Source organism: Terribacillus aidingensis, from assembly GCF_040703035.1.
Lineage (GTDB): Bacteria > Bacillota > Bacilli > Bacillales > Amphibacillaceae > Terribacillus.
On the sequence record NZ_CP159996.1, the window covers coordinates 1,063,422 to 1,080,274 of the forward strand.

The 16,853-nt window shown below is 43.3% G+C and carries 18 protein-coding genes; 11 read left to right on the top strand and 7 right to left on the bottom strand.

Annotated features, from left to right (window positions below):
• Nucleotides 1-18 precede the first annotated feature (18 nt).
• From ABXS78_RS05730 to pepF, 6 genes are all read left to right on the top strand, one after another.
• A complete protein-coding gene (locus ABXS78_RS05730; RefSeq protein WP_366249291.1) occupies nucleotides 19-1,218 on the top strand; it encodes a putative glycoside hydrolase in 1,200 nt (399 codons plus the stop codon).
• A gap of 92 nt (nucleotides 1,219-1,310) precedes the next feature.
• Nucleotides 1,311-1,901 carry a GNAT family N-acetyltransferase gene (locus ABXS78_RS05735; protein ID WP_366249292.1) on the top strand — a complete coding sequence of 197 codons (591 nt, stop codon included), beginning with the start codon at nucleotides 1,311-1,313 and terminating at the stop codon, nucleotides 1,899-1,901.
• A 226-nt stretch (nucleotides 1,902-2,127) separates the two neighbouring features.
• Complete coding sequence (gene spxA, locus ABXS78_RS05740; protein ID WP_038559379.1) at nucleotides 2,128-2,523, top strand: transcriptional regulator SpxA; 396 nt, start codon at nucleotides 2,128-2,130, stop codon at nucleotides 2,521-2,523.
• A 284-nt stretch (nucleotides 2,524-2,807) separates the two neighbouring features.
• On the top strand, nucleotides 2,808-3,479 hold the full coding sequence (gene mecA / locus ABXS78_RS05745) for an adaptor protein MecA (protein ID WP_366249293.1): 672 nt from the start codon (nucleotides 2,808-2,810) through the stop codon (nucleotides 3,477-3,479).
• A 108-nt stretch (nucleotides 3,480-3,587) separates the two neighbouring features.
• Nucleotides 3,588-4,694 (top strand): competence protein CoiA family protein, encoded by a 1,107-nt coding sequence (locus tag ABXS78_RS05750; protein ID WP_366249294.1) that lies wholly within the window; start codon nucleotides 3,588-3,590, stop codon nucleotides 4,692-4,694.
• Nucleotides 4,695-4,828: 134 nt separating this feature from the next.
• Nucleotides 4,829-6,646, top strand: coding sequence for an oligoendopeptidase F (gene pepF / locus ABXS78_RS05755; protein WP_366249295.1), 1,818 nt, complete (start codon nucleotides 4,829-4,831; stop codon nucleotides 6,644-6,646).
• Nucleotides 6,647-6,660: 14 nt separating this feature from the next.
• Here pepF and ABXS78_RS05760 read toward each other — a convergent pair whose 3' ends face one another.
• The 4 genes from ABXS78_RS05760 to ABXS78_RS05775 all read right to left on the bottom strand — a co-directional run bounded on the left by ABXS78_RS05760 (nucleotide 6,661) and on the right by ABXS78_RS05775 (nucleotide 9,540).
• Complete coding sequence (locus ABXS78_RS05760; RefSeq protein ID WP_095223809.1) at nucleotides 6,661-6,846, bottom strand: hypothetical protein; 186 nt, start codon at nucleotides 6,844-6,846, stop codon at nucleotides 6,661-6,663.
• A 736-nt stretch (nucleotides 6,847-7,582) separates the two neighbouring features.
• Entirely contained in the window at nucleotides 7,583-8,461 is an 879-nt protein-coding gene (locus ABXS78_RS05765; RefSeq protein WP_095223811.1) for a ClpXP adapter SpxH family protein, read from the bottom strand.
• Nucleotides 8,458-8,859, bottom strand: a complete 402-nt coding sequence (locus ABXS78_RS05770) for a globin (protein WP_366249296.1) — start codon at nucleotides 8,857-8,859, stop codon at nucleotides 8,458-8,460. Before ABXS78_RS05770 ends, ABXS78_RS05765 begins: the two co-directional genes overlap by 4 nt.
• 102 nt (nucleotides 8,860-8,961) lie before the next feature.
• Complete coding sequence (locus ABXS78_RS05775; RefSeq protein WP_366249297.1) at nucleotides 8,962-9,540, bottom strand: CYTH domain-containing protein; 579 nt, start codon at nucleotides 9,538-9,540, stop codon at nucleotides 8,962-8,964.
• Nucleotides 9,541-9,672: 132 nt separating this feature from the next.
• Between ABXS78_RS05775 and ABXS78_RS05780 the strand changes: the two genes are divergently transcribed.
• The 3 genes from ABXS78_RS05780 to ABXS78_RS05790 are packed head-to-tail and all read left to right on the top strand — an operon-like array spanning nucleotide 9,673 to nucleotide 11,983.
• Nucleotides 9,673-10,302, top strand: a complete 630-nt coding sequence (locus ABXS78_RS05780; protein ID WP_366249879.1) for a GTP pyrophosphokinase family protein — start codon at nucleotides 9,673-9,675, stop codon at nucleotides 10,300-10,302.
• Nucleotides 10,303-10,316: 14 nt separating this feature from the next.
• Nucleotides 10,317-11,114 carry an NAD kinase gene (locus ABXS78_RS05785; protein WP_038559402.1) on the top strand — a complete coding sequence of 266 codons (798 nt, stop codon included), beginning with the start codon at nucleotides 10,317-10,319 and terminating at the stop codon, nucleotides 11,112-11,114.
• Nucleotides 11,115-11,119: 5 nt separating this feature from the next.
• On the top strand, nucleotides 11,120-11,983 hold the full coding sequence (locus ABXS78_RS05790) for an RluA family pseudouridine synthase (protein WP_366249298.1): 864 nt from the start codon (nucleotides 11,120-11,122) through the stop codon (nucleotides 11,981-11,983).
• On the opposite strand, the gene prpE is transcribed toward ABXS78_RS05790, so the two are convergent.
• Both prpE and ABXS78_RS05800 read right to left on the bottom strand, forming a co-directional pair.
• A complete protein-coding gene (prpE, locus tag ABXS78_RS05795) occupies nucleotides 11,972-12,709 on the bottom strand; it encodes a bis(5'-nucleosyl)-tetraphosphatase PrpE (RefSeq protein WP_366249299.1) in 738 nt (245 codons plus the stop codon). The genes ABXS78_RS05790 and prpE overlap by 12 nt on opposite strands.
• 62 nt (nucleotides 12,710-12,771) lie before the next feature.
• Entirely contained in the window at nucleotides 12,772-13,950 is a 1,179-nt protein-coding gene (locus tag ABXS78_RS05800) for an FtsW/RodA/SpoVE family cell cycle protein (RefSeq protein WP_366249300.1), read from the bottom strand.
• 234 nt (nucleotides 13,951-14,184) lie between these two features.
• Here ABXS78_RS05800 and mgtE point away from each other — a divergent pair, with 234 nt between their 5' ends.
• Together mgtE and ABXS78_RS05810 are read left to right on the top strand one after the other, a co-directional pair.
• On the top strand, nucleotides 14,185-15,552 hold the full coding sequence (gene mgtE / locus ABXS78_RS05805; protein WP_366249301.1) for a magnesium transporter: 1,368 nt from the start codon (nucleotides 14,185-14,187) through the stop codon (nucleotides 15,550-15,552).
• 116 nt (nucleotides 15,553-15,668) lie between these two features.
• Nucleotides 15,669-16,133: a CotO family spore coat protein gene (locus ABXS78_RS05810; protein WP_366249302.1), complete on the top strand. Its 465-nt coding sequence runs from the start codon at nucleotides 15,669-15,671 to the stop codon at nucleotides 16,131-16,133.
• 52 nt (nucleotides 16,134-16,185) lie between these two features.
• Here the strand turns inward: ABXS78_RS05810 and ABXS78_RS05815 are convergent, their stop codons facing one another.
• A complete protein-coding gene (locus ABXS78_RS05815) occupies nucleotides 16,186-16,674 on the bottom strand; it encodes a CotY/CotZ family spore coat protein (RefSeq protein WP_366249303.1) in 489 nt (162 codons plus the stop codon).
• Between the last annotated feature and the right edge of the window lie 179 nt (nucleotides 16,675-16,853).

The window sequence follows — 16,853 nt, forward strand, 5'->3', positions numbered from 1 at the left end:
GAATAGGAGATTGATAGAATGGGAAAATTTAAAAAGTCGATGATGACGGCTGCACTTGCTGTTACAGCGCTAATGCCCACAGCTGTCTTTGCAGCTAATGAAGGGGAACAATTGGAAGGAAAGCAGCTTACTGCCCGCTCCTCGACTGTAGATACGTATGAAGTACCGCCAGTGATGAAGCGGTTTACATATTCATCCGATTTATCCTTTGAATATCCCGATGCTGTCAGAGGTATATATGTTACTGGACCTAGCGCAGGGGGAGCAAAATTCGACAGTTTAGTGAAGATGGTGGACGAGACAGATCTTAATTCAATGGTCATCGATATCAAAGACGATCATGGAAACATTACATACACGCCTGATGAAAAATCACCATATTACGATATAGCACAAAATTACATAGACGATCCGCAAAAGATGCTGAAGGAATTAGAAAAGCATAAGATCTACCCGATTGCCCGAATCGTGGTGTTCAAAGATACGTTATTAGCCGAGAAGAAGCCAGAGCTTTCCTTCCGCAACGCGGACGGCAGTGTATGGAAAAACGGACGAGGGGAAGCATTTGTCAGCCCATTCCAGCATGAAGTATGGGAATACAATGTCGAGCTGGCAAAAGAAGCAGCTATGATGGGCTTCCAGGAAATTCAGTTTGATTATGTCCGTTTCCCGGAAGGGTTTGAAACAAAGGACGATGAACTGCAGTATGATCTGGGTGATTACACCGATGAAAAAACGGATAATGTACAGAAGCGTGTCAATGCCGTTACTGATTTTGTAGCATATGCAAAAGAGGAATTATCCAACTATGATGTGCAGACATCAGTTGATATATTCGGCTACGCTGCGACTTTGGATGAAGCACCAGGAATCGGTCAGAACTTCTCCAAAATATCGTCCAATGTCGATGTCATTTCGTCGATGATATATCCGAGCCACTGGACGTCTTATTTTGGATTGGATGTTCCGAATGACCATCCGTATGAATTAACGGCTGAATATGCCAAAGTAGAGAATGATGTATTAGGTAAGCTTGAGAATAAACCAGTATCAAGACCGTGGATTCAGGACTTTGAAGCGCCATGGGTATCCTCGAAACAATATGGCAAGCAAGAAGTAGAAGATCAAATTCGTGCGCTAAATGAGAATGGAATCGACGAATTTCTCATTTGGAATGCAGCAAATAACTATACAGAAGGTGTCGATTTCACACCATGATCCGGAACAGCCTCTCTTTTGGGAGGCTGTTTTGTTTATGGAGAGTGTTCGCGGGTATAATTATGTTATCACGTCGCTGAAGGAGTTGCCTTATGAATTGGTATGAGAAATTAAGCAAATATTTTCCGATAGAAGAAATGAAATCGAAGGAGCATATGGAATTGCTGCTGAAAGAAAAAGCAGATGTATATTTCAAGGATGAGAGTGCGGATCATGTCCTGATGTATGCAGAGTTCGACCATTTTCTATTTATTGACTATGTGTATGTCTCCGCCAAAACGCGCGGAAAAGGCATTGGAGGTAAGCTGATTGATAAACTGAAGAAACGTGGAAAGCCAATTTTGCTGGAGGTGGAGCCACTTCAGTATGATGATACAGATTCCGAGAAACGTCTCCGTTTCTATGAAAGACAAGGGTTCCAGCATGCCCAGACGATTGGATATAACCGTCGTTCCCTTGCCACAGCTGAGGAGAACCCAATGGAAATCCTGTATTGGGCGCCTAATGGGGAAACAGAGGAGGAGATATTTGGCGCAATGCGGGACATGTACGAACAGATTCATACGTACAAGGATAAACAGCTGTATGGTGAGGCCTATCAGACATCGGATGAAGTGCTGACATTTTCAAAGGATGCATCAAAGGATAGTATTTTTGATATGTTGAAAGAAAATGAGAAATAAATTATTAAAATGGGTTTCAAACCCTATAGGCAGGGTAAACAGGAACCATAACAACATTGCATACGTATATTTGTGTAAAAACTGTGGTATCTTTCAGGAAGTCTTTTAATAACTTGACCACTGTAGTATACTTGTACATAGAGAGATTAAATTAAAATTATTTTAAATAAAATCTTTCCATGGGCAAAGAAATAGAAACATATTCTGTATTGAGGAGTGAAGTTTAATGGTAACACTTTATACCTCACCAAGTTGTACATCTTGCCGCAAAGCTAAAGCTTGGTTAGAAGAGCACGATATTCCGTTCACAGAGAGGAACATCTTCTCCGAGACATTATCACTTGATGAAATCAAGGAAATCCTGCGTATGACAGAAGATGGTACAGATGAAATCATCTCTACTCGCTCGAAGGTTTTCCAAAGCCTAAATATGAACTTAGATCAATTACCATTGAAGAAGTTATATAGCTTGATTCAAGAAAACCCAGGTCTTTTGCGACGCCCGATCATCCTTGATGAGAAACGTTTGCAGGTAGGCTATAACGAGGATGAAATTCGCCGCTTCTTGCCAAGAACTGTGCGTACTTTCCAGTTGCGTGAAGCACAGCGTATGGTCAACTGACCTTATACAAACAAAGGACGTAGATCCATTGGGATCTGCGTCTTTTTTCTTTCCAGCTGCCCTTGGATGACAAATTATCTGAAATGCGCTACAATGGACAGAATCCTTCTAAGGTCATTCGCCTTTTTTCGGCATTCTTAAGCCTTTCTGTTTTCCATACGGAAGGATTTATCATAAAATAGAAATACACACAGAAAAAGTTAGATTGAGGGTAAGGGAATACGGGAAGTGTAAAGGCAAGAGGGCGTTTTTCACCTGCCACTTTACTGGAGGGAGAGAAAACCATGGAAATAGAAAGAATAAATGAGAATACAATCAAATTTTATATATCTTATATAGATATTGAAGATCGCGGCTTCGATAAAGAAGATATTTGGTATAACCGTGAAAGAAGTGAGCAATTGTTCTGGCAGATGATGGATGAAGTCAATTATAAAGAAGACTTCAGCGTTGATGGTCCGCTTTGGATTCAAGTGCAGGCCATGGATAAAGGATTGGAAATTGTCGTAACAAAGGCTCAGCTATCAAAAGATGGAGAAAGCTTAGAGCTGAATGTGGATGATAAAACAATCCAATCCTCTGTAGAGGAAAAAGTCGAATCTGTTCTGGAAGAGAAATTCGGCTCACATCAGCAAGATGGAGAAGAAGAGGATGAGGAGGAGTTGTCCTTCGTCATTCAATTCAGAGACTTTGAGGACGTCATTCAGCTCAGCCACTACTTCGAAGAGACATATGGCATAGAGAACAGATTATTCCATTACAAAGACAGATACATGCTTTATGTGGAATTCGATGATACGGTACTTGGAGATGATGAGCAGGAAGATGTTCTAAGTCAGATACTTGAATTCGGCTATGATTCCCAAACAACGATTTATCGATTGGAAGAATATGGCAAGGTGATATTCGCTGAAGACGCACTTACTAACGTGAAGCAATACTTCCCTCGTAAATAGACATTCATTACAGAATGTCTATTTTTTTGTGCTTAAAATTGCTTTTTTGATTAGTTTTCCAGCGCTGAATGTTTCCTGATATATACTAGCCTCAAGGAGGTGATAGCTATGTTGCAGGCGCAGTTGGAGGATGGAAGATTAATCCTGCTTGCTGCACATCGTAAAGAGCAAATCCATGATTTCAAAAAGCAGCGTTTTCTCTGTCCTGCCTGCAGAAAGTCAGTCATCATAAGGGCTGGCAAGAAATTGATTCCTCATTTTGCCCATGAGCAAATCCACGATTGCGAGCTGAATAGAACCGGGGAAAGTTTATACCATATGCGAGGTAAGTTGCAGCTGTTCCGTTGGCTTACTAAGCAAGGCTATACTGTTAAATTGGAGCAATGTCTTAAAGATTCCGCTAGACGTCCAGACTTGCTGCTTCGTACCGCTGGAGGAAAAGAGCTGGCAATAGAATATCAATGTGCAGCCATATCGGATGAAGAGCTGCTGCGGCGCAATGAAGCATACGAGCGGAACGGGATAGTTCCTATATGGATCTTGGGCGGCAACAGGTTAAAACGTACATCTACTTATATGCTCGACTTACCAAAAAGGGAACAGCGCTTCTTGACGCAATATAAGCAGAACATGCAATTGCAGATGTTATATTATTGCTCGGACAGTAAAACATTTTGTAACGTCCAACACATTCTCCTCACTGGAAAAAAACAGACTGTTGGTCAGTTCTTTTTCCGCCCTCTTCCCAATTTACTCTTTCCTCATTTATTTCAAGTTCTCCCTCAAAATGTTGAAGAAACACATAAGGTGTGGCAAAGTATCCAAGCAAGAGCGGTAGCGAGGCCGCTCACATATGCTCCTGCTTCTATTAAACGCTGGGTGATGCGCTTGTATGACGCCGGGTTTCTCCTGCATGATTTCCCGTTATCCATCTTACAGCCTGTTGAAGCGCAATATCAAATGTCTGTACCGCCATATATTTGGCAGACTGATCTCTGGCTTGAGCAATTGAACGTTTTACCTGTAATGGGGAGCGTATCTCTTAATCGGCTAAAATACGTATGCAGAAAATGGGAAGCCGCCACAAGACCTTTTGCCGTGCCTATCAGTACGCATCCGGCGGAATCGTATATGCAGCGTCTATGCCAGCTCGGATGGTTTGGGCAAATTAATGCTGATACTTTCGTAAAGAAAAAGGCATTATCTCTATTTTGAGGTAAATTCTTCGCATGATTCTCTTGCTTTTATATATAATATAAGAGAGAAAATGCTTATAGTTGAAGGATTTTCCCTGCCAAAATACGAAATAGTTAATTGGAACAGAAAAAGGTAAGCAGCATTGGAGGAGGATGTTCGTGTCAAAATCAGCTAAATCTTTACCAAAAAGAAACGAGGTTCCAGTAGAAAAAACTTGGAACCTAGAGAATATATTCGCGACAGATGAACTGTGGGAGGAAGAGCGCAAAGCATTGTCTGAGGATGGAGATAAGATCTCTGCATTCCAAGGCAAGCTGGAAGAGTCCGCAGATACTTTGTACAAGATGTTCAAGCTGCAGGATGATCTGTCTGAGCGTATCGGCAAGCTTTATACATACGCGCATATGCGTTATGATCAGGATACGACGAACGGGCATTATCAGGCATTGCAATCAAAGGCGGAGCTATTGATTACGCAGATCTCAAGCAAGATGAGCTATATTGTTCCGGAATTACTTGCAATTGACGAGAGCCGCATCCAATCGTTCCTGAAAGAGAACGATGATCTTAAAGTGTACGAGCATACCTTGAACGAAATAAGCCGTCAGCGTGCGCATGTGCTGTCTGAAAAGGAAGAGACATTACTTGCACAGGCTTCCGAAGTTACCGATAATGGCTCTGCTACATTCGGTATGCTTAACAACGCCGATTTGACTTTCCCGAGCATCAAGAATGAAGAAGGGGAAGAAGTGGATGTGACACACGGTCGTTATGTCACATTCCTGGAGTCGAAAGATCAGCGTGTACGCCGGGATGCATTCAAGTCCATGTATGATACTTTCGGTCAATTCCGCAATACTTTTGCCTCTACTCTTTCAGGTACAGTGAAGAAGAATAACTTCTACGCAAAAGTAAGGAATTATGAGTCAGCGCGTCAGTCTGCACTGGATAATAATAAAATTCCAGAACAGGTTTATGATAACCTCGTAGATGCAGTCAATGAGCGTTTACCACTGCTTCACCGTTATGTGGAACTCCGCAAGAAGGTGTTGGGCATAGACGATTTGCATATGTATGATCTCTATACGCCGCTAGTGAAAGATGTCGACATGAAGGTGACATATGACGAAGCGAAGGATTATGTCCTTAAAGGACTTGAGCCATTAGGTGAGGAATATCAGTCTATCCTGAAGGAAGGCTTCGAAAACCGCTGGGTTGATGTGGAAGAGAATAAAGGTAAACGCAGTGGTGCCTACTCATCTGGTGCATATGGAACAAACCCTTATATCCTGATGAACTGGCAGGATAACGTCAACAATCTGTTCACTTTGGCTCATGAATTCGGTCATTCGGTCCATAGCTATTATACACGCAAAAATCAGCCATACCGATATGGTAACTATTCCATCTTTGTTGCTGAGGTTGCATCTACATGCAATGAAGCTTTGCTGAATGAATATATGATTAATAATGTGGATGATGAGCAGGAGAAGCTGTATTTGCTGAATCACTTCCTCGAGGGCTTCCGCGGCACTGTTTTCCGTCAAACAATGTTTGCTGAATTTGAGCATATGATTCACAAGCATCAGCAGGACGGCGAAGTGCTTACAGCCGAGAATCTGACATCCATGTATTATGATTTGAATAAGAAATACTTTGGTGATGGTTTGACTATCGATGAAGAAATTGGATTGGAATGGGCACGTATTCCTCATTTCTATTACAATTACTATGTGTATCAATACGCTACAGGCTACGCAGCTGCTACTGCACTATCAGCTAAGATCCTTGAAGAGGGAGAGCCTGCTGTCGAAAAATATGTAGGTTTCTTGAAGGCTGGAAGCAGCGATTATCCAATTGAGGTACTGAAGTCTGCTGGAGTAGATATGACGGATATACAAACTATTCTTTCTGCACTTGATGTATTCGAGGCGAAGCTTGACGAAATGGAAAAACTATTGCAGAAGTAAAAAGAAAACCGATGCTAACGCGTCGGTTTTTTCATGCCTTTGAATGTTCTTCTTCTTGTAAAGAAAAAACATGCAGCTAGTAAGGATAAAAATAACAAAGGCAACGTAATTGCCAAGGAAACGAAATGCAGCATACCGAGAATATTGAAACATAAAGCAAAGATGACCCAGGCGATCAACAGGATTCCGATTCCTTTCATCGTACCACCTCCGACTATCATCACTTTATGCAGGCATGGAAAAGACTAGACTAAGTGAGCTTGTGACTTTTTTGTGAAATTGTGCACATAATAGTTGCCATCTATCAATGTGATATGGTACATTATATTTGTGAGAAACATCACAAACAAGTCCCCTTTGTTTGGATTATTGTTCTCCCATCCCCTCAGTAGAAGTTATACATGCAAAAAGGTCTGCCGAAAGGCAGGCCTTTTTGTTATGCTTCCCACTTTTTGAAGCTGTCCAAATCCTCAAAATGGATGCTATGAGCGCATGTATCAAATTGCTCGGTTTCTGCTTCTGTCCATAACTTCTTTCGATAAGATAGGGGAGTAGGGCCGCGCATAAGTAATGTTGAACATGTGACTTTTCGATAGGTTTCTGTATCATCGCATTTACATAATCCTGCGACGCTTTAATACCCTGTGGATTGAAACATAGCCAGCAGCCGTCTTTTGCTCCATAAGCGCTCTCTGTGTAGTATAAGAAGTAGTTTCCCTCTGTACTTGTTCAATATTGTAAGACAGCGTAGCGAGAGTGTCGACTGTGACTATATACCTTATCAAGATATGTTAGCTGCAAACCATTTGAATAGAGGTAATGCTGCTTCATGGGTTTTTCCCCCTCCTCTGTACATCTTTCTTCAATCCCCGGTTCAAGGAAATGAAAAACAGCCGCACATAAAGTGCGGCTGTCAGGGATAAGTGCAGCAATAAGTTATTCAGCTTTCGAAGTAATATTATATTTCCAAAAAGTATCGTGTTTGATTGGGATGCGCTCTACCATCTGTTTCAGCTGTAGCTTTTTCATTTCTTTTTCTGTCTGCGCATTCGTCCAATCATAAATCAATGAAATTTCCCTGCTTCCAACAAATTTATAGCTGGAAAGGAATTCTTCCACAGGCGGTTTGGCTGCCGGCTGCGGATCTATCTGCAGCATCTGGTGCAAGACATTGACATACACATCGTAGCTATATAAGCCGGAAATTTTAATACCGGAGTCTTCCTCGGATTCATTAAAGAAGACAATGGAAGGGGATTCGTCAATTTCCAGTTCCTTCGAAAGCTTCACATCGCATTGGAATGCTTTTTTTGCGGATGCAGAATACATATCCTCACGAAATTCCTCTAAATCCAGTTTAGCGATTTTGGCACATTCAATTAGAATTTCATCTGCAGTGATATCTTGCTTGTTCAGGAACAGTGCCTCCTGAATAGTTCGGAGGAAACGGGTACCTGCTTTTCTCCCTTGCAGTTCCGCTGCCTTTATTGCGAGTGACGTGCGCCATGGGAAGGACACGGCATTGTTTAACAAGATGTTATCTGGCTGCAGAACCGTTTTCGGGTAGCTGCATTCATTTCGTTCACGAACGAGCGGCTGATAATCTCCTGTCAGTATCGGGCGTAAAGTGAAATATTGACCATATTCCATTGTGAGTTTCTTGAGAAAAGGCTCGAGTGACCAGCAATCCTCGCAAAGCGGATCGATAAAAACGTAAATCTCCACGGGTTTCTTAGAGGAAGGAAACAGTCCGCAAAATCCGCCACAGTCATCCTCAGGCCTTTGCTGTATTGAATTAGAAGATTCCCAGCTCATATCGATTCTCCTTTCTCTTCATCTGGTGTATTCATCATATGATGTGCGGTTAACGCAAGTCGTTCATATATTATGCTTTTATAAGGTTCCTCTATGTCAGTTTCCACTAGGGCAGCTGCCATGCAGGAAAGCCATGCATCCTTGCGTGTAGGTGTGATCTCGAAAGGGAGGTGCCGGTATCTTAGCTTCGGGTGGCCGTGCTCTTCTGTATAGAGCGGCGGACCGCCGAAGAATTGTGTCAGGAACTGCTTTTGTTTGCGGCGGGTCTCCGTCAGATCATCCGGGAAAATCGGCTTTAAATCAGGATGCTCTGCCACGCGTCGGTAGAATGCATCTACCAGCTGCTCTAATATGGCTTGTCCGCCAATACCATCGTACAATGTTTCAGCTTGATTCATTGATTCTTCCTTTCTTATGCAAAGAGCAATCAACATAACATCTGCCCGGCGTGGGGGTTGACTGTAAATTTATTTTATCAGCCACCTGCCAAGTTGGGCAACTTATCTGTTTCGGAGGCTGTCATAGAATCGCTGTATTTTGTTCGGAGTCTTGCGTTTCACTATGCCATTTTCGTTAAGGACGGTACGGAAAACATGCTCTCCATGTGCAAAGCTATGTGCTTCCAATTCCAATTCATAATCTATAATATCGCCGTATTTACTTTTATCAAGAACGATGATTGTATCATTATATGACTGCTCCCGACGGATAGTTTCCAAAGATCCGCCATAAGTCAATTCAGCAGCAGAAATACCTAATTCCTGAAGCTGCTTACTGATTTCAGGGCCAAGCGTAATATGACCTTGCAGCCAGAAACTTGCTTCCTGCTCTGTCAGATAGTCATGTGTTTCCAGGAGACCTTCTCCTTGCGGCTGTTTCAATGTGGATTGATATTTTCCGTTCTTTTCTCTGATTCGCAGTGCGGCACCATGCTGCTTCAGCTGAAAATCCTTTGTTTCAAAATAGTGATTCACCTGATGTATTTCAGGCGCGTTTCCCATATCAAACGCTTCGTATAGTTTGTTGAATTCTGCTTCTGTAAGCAGGTTCTTGAACTCGATTTCGATTTCTTGCGGCATCCTGATACCCCCTGTGCGCACATATGCTGTATTCCATTGTAATGCCAAGCTGCTTTTATGATACACTGAAAGCAGATATAATGCATCTGGAACAACTAGACGCTGCTGGGAAGAAAAGGGGCTATGAAGAGCATGAACTGGGAAGTATTTTTAGCACCATATGTACAGGTAGTAGAAGAACTGAAAGTTAAGCTGAAGGGAATGCGATCACAATTCGAAAATGAATCGCGCCATTCTCCGATTGAATTCATCACTGGTCGGGTAAAGCCAGTACGCAGTATCCTTCAAAAGGCGGCTACTAAGCAGGTCACGGTAGACCTATTACATCAAGAAATCCAGGATATTGCCGGTCTGAGAATCGTGACGCAGTTTGTCGATGATATCTATACGGTTGTGGGCATGCTAAAAGCACGAAATGACTTTACTATCGTAAATGAAATTGACTATATTGTTGAAACAAAGGAAAGCGGCTACCGGTCGTATCATATGATCATCGAATATCCGGTGGAGACAATACACGGCGAAAAGAAAGTGCTGGCCGAAATCCAGATCAGGACACTTGCCATGAATTTCTGGGCTACAAATGAGCATTCGCTCAATTATAAATATGACGGCCAAATACCGGCTGATTTGAAAACAAGGTTGAAAACAGCGGCAGAAGCTGCATTCCGACTGGACGAAGAGATGTCCAAAATCCGGGATGAAGTGCAGGAAGCGCAGCGGATTTATCACGATCAGCAGCAAATCAAAAAGCATAAATAGGGGTGTGAGCTGGGATGAAATATACGGTTTTATCACGGGGAGATGAGAAGTCGAATGCGATCAAAGAGACAATTGTCGAACATCTTGCGCATTTCAATTTCGAGTACGATGATAAGGAGCCGGCTCTCGCGATATCCGTTGGGGGAGACGGGACTTTCCTGGAAAATTTCCATACATATGTCCATCGATTGGACAGTACGGCTTTTATCGGTATCCATACAGGACATCTAGGATTCTACGCAGACTGGGTTCCTGAAGAGCTGGAGAAACTGCTGCTGCAGATCGCCAATAAACCGTACCATATCGTAGAGTATCCCTTGCTCGATATATCCATTACCCATAAAGATGGCAGAGTGGACGAGCATTTGGCATTGAATGAATGCTCTGTCAAAACCCCAGATGGCTCGGTTGTGCTTGATGTATCGATAAAAGGAGAGCATTTCGAGACATTCCGAGGAGATGGCCTTGTCATCTCAACGCCTTCTGGAAGTACAGCCTATAACAAGGCGCTGAATGGAGCTATCATTCACCCTTCTTTGGCATCCATACAAGTGACAGAACTAGCTTCCATTAATAATCGTGTATTTCGGACGATTGGTTCTCCGCTCATTTTGCCGAGCCATCATCCATGCACACTAAGACCGACGTTGGATAAGAGTTTCCTGATCGCCATTGATCATATGACAGAGAATCATTCGGATATCGAGTCCATCACTTGCTCCGTTGCGAAGCAGCGCGTTCGGTTTGCGCGTTTCCGTCCGTTCCCATTCTGGAAACGGGTACATGACTCATTTATTGCAGATAAGAGGTAAAAGCTATGAAATTAAGCTGGACCTTGCAGGCGGAAATCGTCATCAAGGAATTCCTAAAATCGCAAGGAGTTTCAAGAAGATTATTCAAGACATTAAAAGAGGAGCCGCAGCTGGTTACGCTCAATCAGCAGCCGGCACCTCTTTGGCATGCGGGGAAAGCAGGGGATAGCTTAGAAGTGGAGCTGCCGCAGGAAAAAGCTGGTGCTTATATGGAAGCAGAGCCGCTCGAGCTGCCGATTGTCTACGAAGACGAGCACGTTCTAGTCTTGGATAAGCAGCCAGGGGTGGCAGTGATTCCATCTATGAATCAGCCGTCAGGTACGATTGCGAATGGTTTGCTTTGGCATTATCAGAAACAAGGGCTTGCTTATACAGTCCATATACTGACAAGGCTTGATCGCGATACTTCGGGATTGATGCTTGTCGCAAAACATCGCTATGCCCATACGCTTTTGGCTGCCGACCAAAAGCAAGGAAAAATACAGCGGTCATATGTCGCGCTAGTGGAGGGCAGTATGGAAGAATCGTCCGGGACAATCAGCAAACCGATCGGCAGGAAGGAAGGCTCGATCATTGAACGGGAAGTAAGGCCTGATGGACAGACAGCAGTTACTCACTTTCGCCGTCAGACCAGCTTCGCTGATCATACACTAGTTGAAATAAAGCTTGCTACTGGAAGGACGCATCAAATCCGTGTTCATATGGCATCACTTGGACATCCGCTCGCCGGTGATACACTGTATGGCGGTGGTACGGGTGTCATCAGCCGACAGGCGCTCCATTCCCAGCAGCTGCGCTTTATTCATCCGTTTACGAAACGCGTACTGACCTTTCATTCACCGGTTCCGGCTGACTTTTCAATCGAATGAACGGAATTTCTCTTCGACGAACGGCTGCTGGGACGGGACGCTATGCAGGGATTGTTCTGGAAAGCGACAGGCGGTAAGCTTGTTGCCGAAAACACAGCCTGTATCGATATTGATAGTATGATGAATAGTGCGGGCTTCCAGAACCGGGGTATGGCCATAGATAATCCAGTCTTCCCCATGATAATGCTTAGCCCAGTCCAGTCTGACTGGACGGCCAAGTTCATCCATTTCACCAGTCGTATCTCCATAAAGAACAAAGCTTTTCACTTTTTTCCCTTCCTTGCCGATTAGGGATTCTTTAATACCAGCATGTGCTGCCACGACGCCTAATTCCGGGATTTGTTTGTATAGAGGTGCTTTTTTGTAGAGCTGCATGAACATATTAGATAGCTTTCTGCGCTTATTCGGTTCACAATTCTGAAGTTCAGCTACTGTTGTTTCCAATCCATGTTTCACTTGTACGTTATTACCGCGCAGGTAACGGTAAAGCTTATCACAATGATTACCTGGTACATAATATCCCAGCTCTTCTTCGACAAGCCGGTAAACGAGTTCAATTACACCTAAGGAATCGGGGCCGCGATCCGTCAAATCTCCGATGAAAAATGGCCGGCGTTTTTCTGGATGGACAGGCAAACCATCCTTTATGTCATATCCTAACTTATTGAGTAGCTCGAAAAGCTCTGGCAAGCAGCCATGCACATCTCCGATAAAATCTATTTTCATATGAATCACTCCTATATACAAAAAGGGAAAGCTTATAATAGCTTTCCCTTTTTACGTAAGGCTTATTTCTGTGTTTCAAACATGAATGTACGTGTTCTCGAGTGGATATTGAGCACGATACCGATTGCAATCATATAGGCGAGCGTCGAACTTCCTCCATAGCTGAGGAATGGCAGCGGAAGTCCGGTAATCGGTACGAGTCCTACCGACATCCCGATGTTCTGGAATATCTGATAAGTGAACATCCCGATGAACCCGGCTGCCAAGTAACTGCCGAATGGCTCGTTGCTCTCCAGTCCCACTTGAATCATCCGATAGATGAGGATGAAGAATAAGAAGAGCACAATTGCGGATCCGATAAACCCAAACTGTTCAGCGATGGCAGAAAAAATATAATCTGTATGTCTTTCCGGAATGGAGACCTGGAAATTTGATGCCCCTTTTCCGAAAAGAATTCCTGATCCAATAGCCATCAGTCCCAATCTGTACTGGTAACTGGAATCTGGATATTTTTCTGGATAAAGCCAGCCGAGGAATCGGCTCTCAACGTGTTTGAAAATCGTTTCCTGCAAGAAGGCACCGACCTGGTCAGGTAAAATATAAGCCAAAATTGCTACAAATAAACCAATACCAAGGATAACACCCAATATGGTCAACAGCAGCCTCCAGCTGATTCCTGATACTAAAATCGTAGCTCCAAGAATAGAACACAGTACAAGGAAACCGCCCAGGTCAGGCTGTACAGCGATCAGTCCCATAGGGGGCAAGGCTACTGCAAACAGCTTCCCAAGCAAGAACAAATCTGTTTTATTTGTGCGGACTGTATTCTTTTCGTTATGGGACATGATGACATGCGCTAAAGCGATAACGACAAACACCTTCACAAATTCGGCAGGCTGCATCGAACCGATACCCGGCAAGATGAACCAGCTTGTCGCTCCGTTTGCTTCATTGATGATGGCAGCTGGGAATTTGAAGAATAACATCAACAGCATAACCATACCAATTCCGTAGAAAATCCACACGAGCTGGCGAAGCCGGTCATAATCAAGCAGCATCATAACAGCAATGACGACAGCACCAAGGACGTACCACATAATCTGGCGCGGCATATATTGTGTTTGGGCTGCGATACCGGATAATGTCGGCTGCAGCTCGAATAACGTGAATGAAGAGACGATACAAAGCAATATCAAAACTAATATAATTGTTAGATCTAACCGGAATTTGTTAGAATTCATACACAACACAAAACCTTTCTTTCGTTCCTTCCGCATCTCTAGCTGCTATAAAAGCGATTAGATTTTGCAAATGAGTGGAATATAATCTTGTTACAGTTTACAACAAAATGACGGATAAATTAAGTGAACTCTATTAAAGTTTCTTAAACCTTTCACATAACGACCGTTTTTACGTTGACAAAGGGCAAGATATTACTTACTATTGAGTGTTCTTGCAAGCGAGGAGGCAGACGTATGGATCATTTGGAAAACCAAGAAATCTTACTATACCAAAATAAAATCAGGGAAGCACTAGCTAACCAGCAAATCGACCAATTTCGTGCAGAATACCTAGAATTGCACCCGTATGATCAAGCAGCTGTTTTCGAGGAACAGCCTGAAGAAATACGGAAGCAAATTTATTCCTATCTCTCACCAGATGAAACCGCAGAGATTATGGAAAACGTCAACTGGGAAAATGCAGACCTGTATTTCACCGAGATGTACTCACGTTATGCAGCGCAGGTACTGGCCGAGATGTCTGCAGATGATGCCGTCGATATTTTAAAGGAAATGGATAAAAACAAGGTTGCTAGTTTCATCACGATCATGGAAAAAGAATCAGCAGATGAAATTAAGCATCTTCTGCATTATGAGGATAAAACGGCCGGGAGTATCATGACGACTGAATTTGTCAGTGTCAGCGCTACGGATACAGTACGGGAAGCAATGCTACATCTCAGAGCGGAAGCACCTGATGCTGAAACTATCTACTATACGTATGTCGTTGACCAAGACAAGAAGCTGGTCGGCGTTATTTCTTTACGTAATCTCATAATAGCGGAGAAAGACTGGCTCATTTCTGAAGTGATGAGCGACAGGATCGTTAGTGTCGATGTCGGTGGCGATCAAGAGCATGTCGCCCAAATGATGCGTGATTATGACTTCTTGGCACTGCCGGTTGTCGACTTTCAAAATCATATACTCGGTATCATTACGGTCGATGATATTCTTGATGTTATGGAAGAAGAAGCAGATGAGGATTACAGCCGATTAGCTGGTGTCAGTGATACGGAAAGAGGGGAAGACAGTGCCTTTGTATCCGCTCGAAAACGGCTGCCATGGCTCGTAGTTCTCCTTTTCCTTGGTATGGTTACGGCTAGCTTAATTAGTCGTTTCGAGAATACACTAAGCCAAGTGGCCATACTGGCGAGCTTTATTCCGCTAATCGGGGGAATGGGAGGGAATACTGGCACCCAGGCACTGGCAGTTGCAGTTCGGGGCATGGCGACAGGTGATGTTGCTAAGCATGGAAAGATGCGGATGGTGATGCGGGAAGGTCTGACAGGAATTATAACTGGACTTAGCTGTGGTATCGTCATCACCTTAGTCGTAACCGTCTGGCAGAAAGATTTCTTCCTAGGTCTACTTGTCGGGTTATCCATTTTTGCGACATTAATCATTGCTACACTGGCAGGAGCTATCATCCCGCTGCTCATGCATAAACTGAACATCGACCCGGCCATCGCCTCAGGTCCGTTCATTACGACTATTAATGACATCATTTCCATTTTAATTTATTTCGGGCTGGCGACAGCTTTTATGGGACTGCTGACAAGTTAATATGTGACAAAAAAAGACTGTCTGAATACAGTCTTTTTTCTTTTAGTCAAATTGGGCACCCTCTATCATCAGCTGCATATAATGGGTAGGAATCCTAATGCGAAGGAGGACGTTGCGTGTCCAATGAAAAGGTAAGGAGCCAGCAGCCAATGCTGTTCATAGCCCAGCCCAAGCTTGATTTGCCAAAGGCAGAAATGCAGCAGGCCTATCGTACGGCAAAAGGAAAAAAGAAAGAAGTACTAACAGAAGAAGAAAAGCAAGAAACTGCACAAATAGAGGAAAAACGTAAAGCTGCTGCACGAGCAGAGGAGAAAACACAGCCATCTGAGAAGAAAGCAGCACCAACCAGTAAAAAAGTGAATTTCAAGGAATTGACGACGGTCGAAAAGGTTGAGTATTTCTTGAATCTTCCTTCTCAAATCCCCAGAATGAAATGTGAAATCGTTACATCGGAAGGCAGCTTGATCGGCATCATTTCAGGTAGGGAAGAAGATCTAATTCAATTTAAATCCATACGGCGTCCGTTTAAACGGGAATTGAAGATTGAAGATATCCGTGATATCAAGTTACTTGGTTTCTAAAAAAAAGTTCAATCTTGTAATCAAGATTGAACTTTTCTTGTTTGATCTTGGATTAAGCAGTTGGGCCAGTTGTACCAGTAAGGAATGCGGAGATAGCTGGCAAAGTAGTGATGTGTGCAAATTTAGTCAGATCGACTGTGAAGCAAAGGCCAGTTGCTGCTAAGCCAGTAACTATCTGATCGTCGACACCATCAGGAATGAGTGTGATATCAGCTGGGCTGCGAAGCAGTTCCAATACAGCAGCGTCATCATCGTAAACTGCTTTTACACGGAAGTAGTAGCTTGCAGCTACCGGTCCGAGTGTTCCAGGAGTTGCTCCTGGTGCTACACCATATCCGCGGAAGATACCTCCGAGATCGTTGTATAGCATTATTGGTACTGTATCGAAACCAGCAGATCCTCCAAAGTTTCCAAGAAGATCATTAATGGATTGTTCCGCACTTGTTGCACAGCACTCGCTGGAGATATCTCTTTGTGCATTAGCAATTTCTCTGACGATATCCACAACGATTGATGAACTTTCTCGCGATGCGTTGCTCATGATTTTACCCCTCTCGAAATGATAAAGTAATGACGTTTCGTCTTTAATAAGATATGAGAGGTCACTTGTTATGTGTGGGCACTTATCCGCATAATGCAAGAAGTTGGTAGGTATTTGCTTGTGAAGAAAAAACACAGGATTAGGCGTACATAGCACACCTTATCCTAATGGGTTACATA